The sequence below is a fragment of the Pseudovibrio axinellae genome (genome assembly GCF_900110875.1).
GTDB lineage: Bacteria > Pseudomonadota > Alphaproteobacteria > Rhizobiales > Stappiaceae > Pseudovibrio > Pseudovibrio axinellae.
Window position 1 is genome coordinate 234,775 of record NZ_FOFM01000001.1, and the last position, 12,648, is coordinate 247,422.

General features: G+C 48.9%; 9 protein-coding genes. 4 read left to right on the top strand and 5 right to left on the bottom strand.

Annotation, left to right across the window (positions count from 1 at the left end):
* The first annotated feature begins 245 nt into the window (after positions 1–245).
* Complete coding sequence (locus BMZ51_RS01035; protein WP_068007246.1) at positions 246–1,436, top strand: tetratricopeptide repeat protein; 1,191 nt, start codon at positions 246–248, stop codon at positions 1,434–1,436.
* A 114-nt stretch (positions 1,437–1,550) separates the two neighbouring features.
* Here the strand turns inward: BMZ51_RS01035 and BMZ51_RS01040 are convergent, their stop codons facing one another.
* Positions 1,551–2,843 carry an RsmB/NOP family class I SAM-dependent RNA methyltransferase gene (locus BMZ51_RS01040; protein ID WP_068007244.1) on the bottom strand — a complete coding sequence of 431 codons (1,293 nt, stop codon included), beginning with the start codon at positions 2,841–2,843 and terminating at the stop codon, positions 1,551–1,553.
* Between the two features lie 292 nt (positions 2,844–3,135).
* A complete protein-coding gene (locus BMZ51_RS01045) occupies positions 3,136–3,981 on the bottom strand; it encodes a LysR family transcriptional regulator (protein WP_074881793.1) in 846 nt (281 codons plus the stop codon).
* Positions 3,982–4,077: 96 nt separating this feature from the next.
* On the opposite strand from BMZ51_RS01045, the gene BMZ51_RS01050 reads away from it, so the two are divergent.
* From BMZ51_RS01050 to BMZ51_RS01060, 3 genes are all read left to right on the top strand, one after another.
* Complete coding sequence (locus BMZ51_RS01050) at positions 4,078–5,007, top strand: MBL fold metallo-hydrolase (RefSeq protein WP_208979207.1); 930 nt, start codon at positions 4,078–4,080, stop codon at positions 5,005–5,007.
* Positions 5,008–5,398: 391 nt separating this feature from the next.
* Positions 5,399–6,433, top strand: a complete 1,035-nt coding sequence (locus BMZ51_RS01055; protein WP_068007223.1) for an AraC family transcriptional regulator — start codon at positions 5,399–5,401, stop codon at positions 6,431–6,433.
* 90 nt (positions 6,434–6,523) lie between these two features.
* Positions 6,524–7,765 carry a serine hydrolase domain-containing protein gene (locus BMZ51_RS01060; RefSeq protein ID WP_068007220.1) on the top strand — a complete coding sequence of 414 codons (1,242 nt, stop codon included), beginning with the start codon at positions 6,524–6,526 and terminating at the stop codon, positions 7,763–7,765.
* A 282-nt stretch (positions 7,766–8,047) separates the two neighbouring features.
* On the opposite strand, the gene guaB is transcribed toward BMZ51_RS01060, so the two are convergent.
* From guaB to BMZ51_RS01075, 3 genes are all read right to left on the bottom strand, one after another.
* The gene (guaB, locus tag BMZ51_RS01065; protein WP_068007292.1) at positions 8,048–9,550 is read right to left on the bottom strand and encodes an IMP dehydrogenase; all 1,503 of its coding nucleotides are present in this window, start codon (positions 9,548–9,550) and stop codon (positions 8,048–8,050) included.
* A gap of 538 nt (positions 9,551–10,088) precedes the next feature.
* Positions 10,089–10,790: an RlmE family RNA methyltransferase gene (locus BMZ51_RS01070; protein ID WP_068007214.1), complete on the bottom strand. Its 702-nt coding sequence runs from the start codon at positions 10,788–10,790 to the stop codon at positions 10,089–10,091.
* On the bottom strand, positions 10,787–12,229 hold the full coding sequence (locus tag BMZ51_RS01075; protein ID WP_068007210.1) for a Ppx/GppA phosphatase family protein: 1,443 nt from the start codon (positions 12,227–12,229) through the stop codon (positions 10,787–10,789). Before BMZ51_RS01075 ends, BMZ51_RS01070 begins: the two co-directional genes overlap by 4 nt.
* Between the last annotated feature and the right edge of the window lie 419 nt (positions 12,230–12,648).

Below are 12,648 nucleotides of genomic sequence, written 5' to 3' on the forward strand. Positions count from 1 at the left end.
ATGGTTAAGCTGACTTGAATATTGGCGATTTCTTTCAGGCACTAGCCCCTGAATGTGGTTTTGATAGGTTCAGGGCTATCTTTCCACGCCTTCCTTACCAATCAGCTCGCTCCGCCTTTGACGCTGATTTGCCAAGCGCTTACGCTTCGTGCTGCCAGGTACGAATTGATTCGCAGAATTGCTTGTCAGCAGATCCATGAAAAGGATCTACAGACGGCACTGCCCAACGAGGGGGTCCGTATAAGATGACAGAGACACTGCGCGGAACGCCGCAAACAACAGATACACGGCAGGAAAAAATCAACGCTGCTTTAGATGCAATCGCCTACCTGGAACAGGAAGGACGCTATGACGAGGCGATCCCGGTTTACCGAGACCTCGTCGGACGCTACCCTGATGATGTGGACCTTTTGTTTCAAATGGCCACGATCATGCTACGTAACGGAGAACTTCGCGAATCTGTCGCCCATTTTCGTAAGGTGCTGTTCATGAAACCAGAGCATCTGCCTGCACGTGCCAATATGGGCAATGTGCTGCTTTTGCTTGGCTACCTGGAACAGGCTAAAGAAGCCTTTGATGCAGTCATCGATGTAGAGCCAAACAATCGCAACGCGCTTTATGGTTTGGCAACGATCCTGATCAAGATGCATGCGCATGCACAGGCAGAACCTTACGCGCGGCGCCTTGCACAACAAGTGCCCAACAGTGCACCTGTCCTGGCGCTTCTTGGCGACACCTTAAGTGCAGAAACCAAACCTGAAGCCGCTATTTTGAACTACCGCGGGGCAATCAGGCTTGACCCGACCTACGTTCCGGCGCTGCTTGGTTTGGCAAAGCTCTTGATCATGCGTAAGAAGGGTGACGATGCGCTTGCACACCTTAGCAAAGCACATGACCTACAGCCGCGCAACGCAGACGTTTTGGTTGCGATGGGGCACGCTTATGTCTTGAAAGACAATATGAGCAGTGCAATCGAGTACTTTGAACTCGCACACGCCTGTGAACCAGAAAATGCTGCTGCACTTGTGCACCTAAGCATTGGAAAGCGGAAAACGGGGCTTGTTTACGCCGGCGTTTCTCATGCCTCCGCTGCGTGGCACCTTGCACCAGGTAACAAGCAGGTCGGCAATGCGCTTGGTGCAGCTCTTGCTGCTGCAGGTGCGCGAGATGCCGCCCGTGATGTCCTCACCTCTATTTCCAGAGACAATGAGTTCTCAAAGGAGACAACTGCAACCATTAAGGAGATCGAGTATCTGGCTGAACAGGGTTATGAACGCCCTAAGCGGGAAGAAAAAAGTTCGATCGACACTGCACTGAGTTCTGAAGAGGCAGCGGAACCTTTGGAAGAACCAGCGGAAAAGCTGCAAGAAGAAACCAACGAAACACCGACAGAAGAACAAGAAAACAAGTCAGATCGAGAGCAAGAAGCCACCTAAGGGCATCGGCGCCTTTCTCTTTTGCTTAAAAAACAAGGCATGTCGCATGAAGTTTACACCTCAGTGACATGCCCTTATCAATTTAAATGTAAAGAGTGTTTATTTCACCGGAACTTAAACCCGCTCCATCATCGCAATGAAGAAACCATCCGTACCTGTGTGGTGTGGCGTCAAAGTGACCGTTCCACCATCCTTAAACAGAGGCTTGCGAGACTCAACAACGCCGAAATGTTCGTCCCAAACAGGTGCTAGGTCGACAAGTTTGAAGTCGCTGTGCTTTTCAAGGAATGCTTTGACTTGCAACTGGTTTTCAGCTGGAATCAGCGAACATGTGGCATAGATCAGCTTTCCGCCTGAGCGCACAAAGCGAGTGGCTGTTTCAAGCACTTGCGCCTGCTCTTCAATGCGGCCGTTGAGTGCGTTTTCCGTCACACGCCACTTGGTATCAGGGCGGCGTCTCCAAACACCCGTTCCAGAACAAGGAGCATCAACAAACACGCGATCCATCTTGCCATTGCAAATATCGAGGGATCCGGTTTGAGGGTCGATGGTCTGGATATTTCTTACACCAGCGCGTGCCATTCGTTCATAAAGCGGTGCCAGACGGATTTTGTGTGCATCATACGCGTAGATCTGGCCTTTATTCTGCATTTGCGCTGCAAGGGCAAGGCTTTTGCCACCCCCGCCTGCACACAGGTCAAGAACCTGCTCACCAGGCTGGGCACCTGACAGAATGGACGCAATCTGAGAGGCTTCATCTTGAAGCTCAAACCAACCTTTGCGGAATGTTTCTTCAGCCTGCACGTGCGGAGATTTACGCGGCCCAACAACAGGCTCCAAGCGCACACCTACAGGGGACAAGCCGCTAACTTCCGCTCGCAAGTGCGACAGACGTTTAAGAACCTTTTCCTGCGAGCTTTTGAGGGTGTTTACCCGCATATCAATCGGTGCGCGCTCTGAAAGGGAACGCCCAACAGCCAGCGCCTCGTCACCAAAGTTGTCTTGAAAATGAGGCCAAAGCCATTCAGGAATATTTGCGGAGATCTGATTGCCATCGTCAACTGGCTTGTTTTGTAACAGCGCCTCACCTTCAGCCTCAGAAAGCGGCTCGGGTGCATGACGGTCTTCTTCCATCACCTGCTGCAGCTTTTCAACCTGGTTGCCCCAACCCCAAATATACGTGGCGAGCACAAGGGCCCGTGCACTGTCAGAGCCCATCGCCTGCGCATGTGAGAGCTTGTGTCGCAAAGCATCAAACACCAAGTTGCCAATGGCCACCCGGTCACCAGATCCTGCAAACCTGTGTTTGTTGCCCCAATCCTTCAGGGCTTCCTGCACAGGACGGCGGCGCTCATTGATTTCTGTCAGCACTTCGATTGCAGCCGCAATTCGTCCACCGTCACGCATGAATGATCCTTAAATCCCTGAATTATATTTTACGATTTATTCTTATGGCCTTGCAGCGTTTATGCCAATCCTTAAGGCTTTTCAATAGTGCATAGCATGAGTGTGGCAAACCACATATCACCTCATTCAACAGTTTCCTCAAAGAGCAGACTGCCATGTGAATGTAAATTCGCAGATAAAACCCAAAATACAGACCAATATATTTAAGAGCACAGCTTCCAGTTCCTTATAGGCTAAGTGCCTATCACGCGGCCAAAGGGCTCCTAATTTTTGACCGCTAACTCACGTATCATTACAAACCAGCCTTGGTTTTCTCAACGATATGTTCGATAAACGCTCTGACGCGCCTAGGTTGGTGTTTTCTAGCAGGCGTTACAATATAAAGCGGAACAGGAGGAATTTGAATTGTGTTTCGGAGCGGAACCAAACGCCCCTCCTGCACCTCTTGCTCACACAATGATAATGGCAGCACAGCGATACAGTCACTTGATAGCGCAAGTGTTTTTGTGAGGTTAAAGTTGCTTGTTTTGACGCAAGTCGCCGGAACCTGCCCAGATGAAGGCGCAGGCAAAAACTGCCCTGGATCCAGCACAGGAAAAGAACTGACGTTTATTTCATCAAGGACCGGGTATTCTTTGCGAGCAAATAAACCGACCGCATCATATGAATAGCGCCGGGCTATCAAGTTGTCGTCTCCAGGACTCCGGGCGCGTATCGCAAGGTCAAAATGCCCTGCTATCAAATCAACAGCCGCGTCACTTACATCTACATAAAAAGACACCTTAGGGTGCTGACCACAAAAGCTCCTAAGCAGCCGTTCCAGCCTTCGAGGCGGATAGTCAGTTGGGACCGATAGTCTTATCGTCCCGGAGAGTTCATGTATTTCTAACAAATCGTTTTCAGCGTATCGCAGGGCATCCAGAGCAGGTTCACATTGCTCTAAAAACCGTTGGCCCTCAGCTGTCAGGCTAACCCTTCTTGTTGTTCTATATAGCAACTGAACACCCAATCGTTCTTCGATGGCCTGCACCCGCGCAGTTATCGTAGAGCGGGGAACATTGAGTTGCTCAGAAGCCTTGGCAAAGGACTGTAAGCGAGCGACCTCCACGAATGTTTGTAATTGGGTTATATTTGACATTATGCAGATTTCTTGAATAATGATACCGACATTATCTGAATAGTTCAAATTATCTAAGCTCGCTAGGTCTGTTCTCATAAAAATATGGGTGACAAGATGAATAGACGTAATTTTTTGAATCTGAGCGGCATCACAGCTGCGACTTCAATGCTAGCACTTCCTGCTTTCGCAAGCACAAACACACAGCAAGATCCTGGTGGCGAACTGCTAAAAACACTAGAAGTGCAATGGCTCGGCGGCGCAACGATGCTCATTCGCTTTGATGGCGTTACGGTGATGACGGATCCAGCATTTGGCATTGGCGATCAGGCTATTGTGATGCCAAACCCCAACGAGATGTTTGATCCTACAAAGGGGCCAAACATAAAACCTCAGCCGCGATTTGGTGAATTACCGCAGTTCAATCTTGAAAGCATCACGGCGACATTCGTTAGTCACATGCATCCAGATCACTTTGATAAGGCAGCAGAAGCAGCGCTACCTTCAAGCATGGAGATAATCTCGTCTGATTTTGACCGTGCAATTCTGGAAGAAAAAGGTTTTTCTAACACCACCGTTTTGCCATGGGGTGAACAGTTGAGCTTGCCAACCAACTCCGGCAAGATCCAGGTAACTTCGGTTCCGGCCAAACACTCCCAAAACCCAGAGATACTGGGTATCATTGGGCGAGGAAATGGCTATTTCTTCGAATTTTTGTCTGGCAACGAAAAAATAACACTGTACTGGACAGGTGACACGTTTCCAGAGGAAGACGTTATGGCCAGTGTTCAACAGCTCGGAGATATTGATATCTTGGTTCCGCATGTTGGTGCTGTGGGCTCCACCGGAACATTAGGGCAGATCAGCATGGGCGCTAGCCACGTTGTCGAAATGGCAGGAAGACTAAAGCCAAGGACTATTTTGCCAATTCACCACTCAACGTTTGGACTTTATCTGGAACCAATCTGGGAGCTAACACGGGCTATGCAAGACCACCCCTCCAGGCTTGATGTGATTTCTGAGGGCACGATCGTTACCTATCCGTAAAAGTGTTTATAATGGTAACTGGCCTCATCCTGAAAGGTGGCTTCAATCCGCTCCGTTAGCCAACAAGGCTGAACGGATTGAAGCCAGACAGCAAACAAAACCAGTGCAAGAAGCTCGACTACATCGCTTTTTATTCAACCAACACCGGGTCGGAGCTGGCTTCGCTCTTTAATGCATCCATTTACTTGGAGAATGCCATCCTTATGGCCTATTAAAGAGCTTTTTCGAAAAGACGCTAGTATTAGATTACTGATCATTTTGACTGATAATCCCAAAAAGCTGCACAAACTAAGCGAATCTACTTAACAAAAGTGCTGAAATTTCTAAACTGGATGAGCCGTCTTTCAACCGTGTATTCTAAGAGGTCGGCAATAAGTATTCAGGAGTGATTATGGCTATCTATCCCAGCATTAATATTTTGGGGCACAGCCTCGACATACCGAGCGCTATACTAACTGATACAACTCAATGGGTTAGTTTAAGTCATGATTTCGATGCTTATAGAATTCATTATGGAGTAGATCAAAAAAGTGGGTTTGAAGAGCTATATCGGGTGGGCGAGCATATTCTTCTGCGTACAATAGATAGTGAAGAACTATCTCCGCTCGAGGCAGATGCGACTTGTTTAGGTGGACATCTAACCTTTGCATTTAAGCTTACAGGACAAAATACGTTGTCTCATGCAAGTGGCAAAGAAGTTTCAATTGGACCAGGCTCGCTCTTAGTGGGGTATAGCCAACAGCAGAAGACGCTGCGTGACAAAGTCCAACCCTACGAACGCTACGCAATGGTCACACTTGCGATTAAACCTCACGCTTTGACAGAGCCACCACTAAGTTTAGCCTCCGACTCACTGCCTGAAAGCATCAATCTGCTGATTGATGGAAAGGTAAGCGAAGAGTTATTCGTTCAACATTATCAGTTTGATGGAGCTATACAACAATGTCTAATCGCGCTGATCAGCTGCCCATTTATAGGGAGCATGCGTACAGCTTATATGCAAAGTAAAAGTCACGAGTTACTCTGCTTGGCACTGGATCTGATCCGAAAGCTCGAAACTCATGATAAACACAAAACTCTAGATCCGCGTGTCTATAAAAAGCTCAATCAGGTAAATGAGATACTGTCCAGCAGTTTCAATAATTGCCCGTCCTTACATGAGCTGGCTAAAACCGTTGGTATGAGCGAAGCGTCATTGAGAAATGGGTTCAAACGTTTATTCGGAGTAACTATTGGCGAACGCCTGCAGCAGCTGCGTATGAAACACGCTCAGTTCTTATTGCGACATCATAAAGGGAACATCAGTCAAATAGCTCATAGTCTAGGATACGATCACACTAGTAATTTTATTACGGCATTTAAGCGCCAATTTGGCTTCACACCAAAATTATATCAAAAGCAAAGTTACAGTAAGATCTCAAAATAACTTTATCGCAGCTCATAACTCCTTTGTCAGGAGGCATAACTTTACATTTTCTAATCATGCTATTTTTGATTTTATTTTCAGGAGTAAAGCATGAAGAAATTAATACTTGTATCCTTGGCAGCACTTATAGTCGCCGGAGGCATATTTACCCTCTACAACTGGACTAATATCCAGCGATTACGCTACGCTTTGTCATTGTTTAGTGGCGCAGAGCAACATCAAAGCTTTTCAGCTATTGCCGACATATTTCCGGTGAGTGTAGTCAAGGCCTCCGGGCAACCTTATCAATTTACAGATGATAAGAAAATCGATCTACCAACTGATTTTCGCTCCAGAAATAAGCAGTACAATACCGCTGATTTTCTAGCTGACACGGACACCGGCGCATTGCTTATTTTGAAAGACGGCAAGGTGATCCATGAACACTACGCTTTAAGCGGTGGCCGTGATGTGAAGTGGTTATCAATGTCAGTAGCCAAGAGTTTTGTATCTTTAGCGATCGGCATAGCCATAGACGAAGACCTGATTAAAAGCATCGAAGAACCTGTCACGCAATATGTCCCTAATCTGGCGGGATCTGCGTATGATGGTGTGCGCATTAAAGACATTTTACAAATGTCATCAGGCGCTGCGTGGAATGAAACCTATAGCGACTCCGATTCTGAAGTGCTGAGAATGGGAAAGATCATGGCTTTCGGCGGTTCGCTGGATGAATTTCTTAGGACCATAAAACAAGAGCGTGAGCCTGGTACATTTAGGAAATACAATTCAGCTGACACGCAAGTGTTAGGAGCCTTATTAGTTGCAGCAACAGGTCGTTCGGTAACCGACTATATGCAAGAAAAAATCTGGCAACCATTAGGCATGGAGAGTGATGCTTATTGGATTGTAGATGATTTTGGGATGGAGCTGGCATTTGCGGGCTTAAACGCAACAGCTCGCGATTATGCAAAATTAGGTGAGTTGTTTCGCAATAACGGGAATTGGAATGGCAAGCAGATCGTAAGCCCACAGTGGGTGAAGTCATCTGTGACACCTGATGCTCCCCACCTCATGCCAGTTGAAGGTCTCCAGTCCATTTTTGATTTAGGCTATGGCTACCAATGGTGGGTATTTGACGGGCAACAGGGGGAGTTTTCTGCGATAGGCGTTTACAATCAGTTTATATATGTGAACCCCACAACAAACCTAGTGATCGTCAAGCTTTCGGCAAATAGCGAATACGGCACGAAAGGTGACGCAGAAGAGGCAAACAAAGAATTTGCAACTATTGATATGCTGCGTGCCATATCAAACAGCTTAAACAACAATATGGCTGTGGTCCAACAGTGATGAACAAACGTAGCCTCATATTCTATATGGGGCTGCAACTCAACAGCTACCCGCCATATTGAGAACTCAGGAGAGCGGTCCTCGCCGCGAACTCTTCGCTTGCCATTGATTCAGATGCACCCAGAGTTTAATCTGTCGGCCACCGTATCTCGGCATTTCAAGTACAGGTTTTTAGCTTAGCTGCGAGAGGGTCTTTAGGGTCAAAAGCCGATATAAGTAAATCCAACTCCCGACCCTAAATATTCTCATATTTAAACACATCACTGCGTTGTTAAAACACCATCAAACAGCTCCGGGATAATTCGGGCTTTCGCGTGTGATTGTTACGTCGTGGGCGTGGCTTTCGCGAAGGGAGGCGCCAGAGATGCGGACGAAGGTTGCGCGTTCTTTGTACTCTTCCAATGCTGGTGCTCCGACGTAGCCCATGGAGGCACGGACGCCTCCAGCGAGCTGATGCAGAACTGAAGATAAAGGTCCTTTGTATGGGACCTGACCTTCAATACCCTCCGGTACCAACTTCAACTTGTCAGAGACCTCTGCCTGGAAGTAGCGATCTGCGGAACCACGCGCCATTGCACCGACGGACCCCATTCCCCGGTATGCTTTGTAGGAGCGGCCCTGATGCAGATAGACCTCGCCTGGGCTTTCCTCTGTACCAGCAAGCAGTGAGCCCACCATGCAGGAGCCTGCACCTGCTGCAAACGCCTTGGCCATATCGCCAGAGAATTTGATACCACCGTCAGCAATAATCGGAAGACCTGCCTTTGCAGCCTCTTCTGCGCAGTCCAAGATAGCTGTGAGCTGAGGTACGCCGACACCAGCTACGATACGTGTGGTGCATATTGAACCTGGCCCGATACCAACTTTCACGGCATCAGCGCCGGCATCTATCAGAGCCTTGGTCGCGCCTGGCGTTGCTACATTGCCAGCAATCAACTCCACGTTCGGGTACTTCTTTTTGATGGTCGCAACCTGATCGATCACAGCTTGCGAGTGCCCATGAGCAGTATCAACCACCAGCACATCAACATTGGCCTCAATAAGCGCTTCTGCACGGCGTAAACCATCTTCGCCCACTCCGGTTGCAGCTCCCGACAACAAGCGCCCCTGATCGTCCTTAGAGGCATTTGGGTTAAGCTGGGCTTTTTCCATATCCTTAACCGTGATCAGACCAGTACAACACTGGTTCTCATCCACCACCAAGAGCTTTTCGATGCGGTGATGGTGAAGCAAGCGTTTTGCTTCGTCCTGACGCACGTTATCACGGACTGTCACGAGATCATCGCGCGTCATCAGTTCACACACCAGCTGCTCTGGGTTGGACGCAAAGCGCACATCACGGTTGGTCAAAATACCAACAAGGCGACCTATGGCATTACCACCTCGTCCGCCGTTTTCAACAACAGGAATACCAGAGATCTTGTGCGCTTCCATCAGATCAAGCGCATCTTTCAGCGTTGCGTCAGGACCAATCACCAATGGATTGACGACCATACCGCTTTCAAACTTTTTCACCTGGCGTACGTGCTCTGCCTGGCGTTCATGTGTCATATTTTTATGAATGATACCCAATCCACCAGCCTGTGCCATTGCAATAGCAAGGCGTCCTTCGGTTACGGTATCCATTGCAGAAGAAAGGATCGGCAGGTGCAGGTAAAGATTGCGAGAGATGCGGGAGCGCAGGTCCACCTGAGCTGGCATGATCTCAGAATGCCCTGGAAGGAGCAGAACGTCATCAAAGGTCAAAGCTTCTTGACCTGAAGATGGTTCGTAAAATGTAGGCATCGCCAAGTTCCCTTCGGGTAAAAATAGACCGCTCTGTTCCACCCCCTGCGGTGTGGATTTGACTGCAGAGTTGCCATAAATGATAGAGAAGTTGACGCGGGTCACTACCATGGCTTTTCTGATTTGAAAAGAGGAAACTTTCGATTTCAAGCAATGAATTACTTGTTTTCGCGTTACCTCATTGTTTTTATTAGCCTACATGAAATGCAATAAACACGGGATGAGCAAACCACTTTCACGCGCATTTGTGGCGGCATGGACCGCGCTGCATCAGAAGCATACTAAGGATTGCATATTCAGACCTGACACGTTCACTCTAGCTCAGCTTGCACTCACAGAGTAGAGCGCGCGCTCACAGAGACACTTCCACTAGCACCCAAACTTGCGCTTCGTTTCTCTGGCCAGTTAAACGATCAGGCACGAACACCTGTCAGAGGTCTGTGCGGGACCCAATTAAGATCCGGCGACTCTACGAACTGACATTGTTAGTTTATAAACACAACACAAAAAAGGCTGGTCGAAACCAGCCTTTTGTCAATTATTTTGAACCTTTAAAACCCTTGGCGAGAATAAACATCTCCGGGCTACCTTTGCGACTTGCTGGCGGCTTGATATGCACGATCGACTTAAACTCTTTCTTCAGGTCCGCCAGCGCGCTGGCTTCTGCCCCACCTGCGAACACCTTGGAGAGGAATGAACCACCCACGTTTAGATTTTTCCGTGCGAAATCGATTGCGATTTCAAACAGATATGTCGTTCGCAAATGGTCTGTTTGACGATGCCCCGTCGTTGGCGCTGCCATATCAGACATCACCAAGTCAGGCCGATGACCACCAAGCGCACTCATCAACGCTTCGGGTGCATCATCGTCAAGAAAGTCCTTCTGCAAGATCACAACACCTGGGATCGGCTCCACTTCGAGATAATCGATCCCGACCACCAGTGGCTTATCATCCGTAGATTCAACAATTGGAGCCGTCAGCTGCGACCAACCACCTGGGGCACAGCCAAGATCAACGACACGCATTCCAGGTTTAAGGATTTCGTGCTTTTCGTTTATCTCGATCAACTTGAAAGCAGCACGGGAACGGTACCCTTCTGCTTTTGCGCGACGAACGTACGGATCGTTAAGCTGGCGTTGTAACCAGAGTGTTGAGGAATTGGACCGTTTACGCGCGGTTTTAACGCGCTGAAACATGCCACGATCACCTGATCCACGACCACTTGAGTTTCCGGTCATTTGTTATATTCCTTTCTTGGCGCGCGCCGGCGTTTCTGGTTGGAGTTGCTCCAGACTTTGTCTGCAGCCATCATCTCCATCAGTATACCTTCTCGCAGACCTCTATCAGCGACTCGCAAGCGCTGACATGGCCATCTGCGTCGTATTCCTTCCAGAATCGCACAACCTGCTAGCACCAAATCTGCTCTATCCTCACCAATACAAGGATTTTCCACCCGCTCTTGATAGGACATATTCAATAGTTGGTTGATCATGGCGGCAACATCTTCTTGCTCCATCCATGTTCCATCAACGCGACGGCGGTCATAGCGCTTCAGACCAAGGTGAACCCCAGCTAAAGTTGTCACCGTCCCGGATGTACCAAGCATATGTACATTGCCGCGCTCTATAGCACGGGAGAGCTCATTGCCAAGAGGAAAATTCTGGAGCCTCTTGGAGACATCTGACACCATCGCTTCAAATACATCAGGAGTAACATGCACACCCCCATGGAGCTCAGCAAGGTTCACAACACCTAACGGAAGAGACATCCATGTTCTGACAAACCGCGTCAGGGCGAAGCCTCTTGCGGCATATCTGTTACGCAGATCCAACCATACAATCTCAGAAGACCCTCCACCGATATCGAACAGGAGAACACCATCTGCTTCAGGGTCGACCAGAGATACGCAACCAGCTACAGCAAGGCGGGCCTCGGTTTCCTGACTAACGATCTCAAGCTCAAGCCCAGCTTCCTTCTTCGCACGCTGGACGAATTCCTCGCCATTTTCAGCTGCTCGACAAGCTTCCGTCGCTATGAGCCGCGCACGTTGCACGCCGCTTTCTGAGATTTTTTGCTGACAAACCTGCAAGGCCTCAATAGCACGTGAGATGGCGTCGTCAGAAAGCCTCCTGTTACGGCCAACTCCCTCACCTAAACGCACAATTTTGGAGTACGCGTCGACGACACGAAAACCGCGCTGCTCTGGCCGCGCAATCAACAACCGGCAGTTATTGGTTCCAAGATCCAGCGCAGCATAGAGTTCTTCAGATCCGGCCGCGTGGTGCTTATGACGCATTGGTACACGATGAGCACCATCACTGCGCATATCTGAAGAATGACGACGTCGGTTTAACTCAGCCTCTTTGGAACGATAACCATGGGAGGAACGCGATGTTTTGTGTTCAGCGGCTCCGCTGTGCTGACCCTGTGCCGGAACACGCCTTACGGCCTCCTCCTTAGGCACCGGAGCAGGTTGCAGAACTTCTACCGATGTACCGTCCGGGTCAATATTGACAAGGGGCGGATGTAATTTTTGGTTTAAGAGCGCACGTCTTTCAGCCCTATTTGGCTTAGCGCGACGTGCCTTCCTCTGCCGCTTGGCGCCTTCAGGACGAGAACTACCAGTCTCTTCCGCAGTGCCTGCAGAACGACCAGATTCAGCGCGCTGCAAAGACACATTTTTAGCATCCCCGCTCTGGCGCTTTCTATGGCGTTGCTTCCGTCTGCCCTTTTTTGGGCGTCCCGGGACGCCGGGCGTTCTCGCTCCATCCGAAGAGGACCGCTCACCCGTTTTCTTCAAGTGTTATGCCTTTGTGCCGTCCGAGGAGCCAGTGCATCCTTTTCGGACTGAAGTCATTTCTAGTTACCAACATTGTAACAGTTTAATGGCAAACAGCAATTCCCCGAATTGATTGGTACAGTCTTAAATTTAAAACACTTCCGTCAAATTAAAGGAAACTTTAGAGGCCCATTCTGAAAACGTAAAACACGTTCACCATTATCGCGCTTGCTCGGAACTGCCAGACCGTAAAGACCGCAAGACTACAGAGGCTTATGCACAAGCAGAGTGTCAAATCCGACATAGAGCACTGATTT

What these genes read in the sequence shown, in the direction of transcription:
- guaB (WP_068007292.1), bottom strand. Translation starts at nt 9,550, where the DNA reads ATGCCTACATTTTACGAACCATCTTCAGGTCAAGAAGCTTTGACCTTT.
- BMZ51_RS01040 (WP_068007244.1), bottom strand. Translation starts at nt 2,843, where the DNA reads ATGCGTGACGGTGGACGAATTGCGGCTGCAATCGAAGTGCTGACAGAA.
- BMZ51_RS01035 (WP_068007246.1), top strand. Translation starts at nt 246, where the DNA reads ATGACAGAGACACTGCGCGGAACGCCGCAAACAACAGATACACGGCAG.
- BMZ51_RS01050 (WP_208979207.1), top strand. Translation starts at nt 4,078, where the DNA reads ATGAATAGACGTAATTTTTTGAATCTGAGCGGCATCACAGCTGCGACT.
- BMZ51_RS01060 (WP_068007220.1), top strand. Translation starts at nt 6,524, where the DNA reads ATGAAGAAATTAATACTTGTATCCTTGGCAGCACTTATAGTCGCCGGA.
- BMZ51_RS01055 (WP_068007223.1), top strand. Translation starts at nt 5,399, where the DNA reads ATGGCTATCTATCCCAGCATTAATATTTTGGGGCACAGCCTCGACATA.
- BMZ51_RS01070 (WP_068007214.1), bottom strand. Translation starts at nt 10,790, where the DNA reads ATGACCGGAAACTCAAGTGGTCGTGGATCAGGTGATCGTGGCATGTTT.
- BMZ51_RS01045 (WP_074881793.1), bottom strand. Translation starts at nt 3,981, where the DNA reads ATGTCAAATATAACCCAATTACAAACATTCGTGGAGGTCGCTCGCTTA.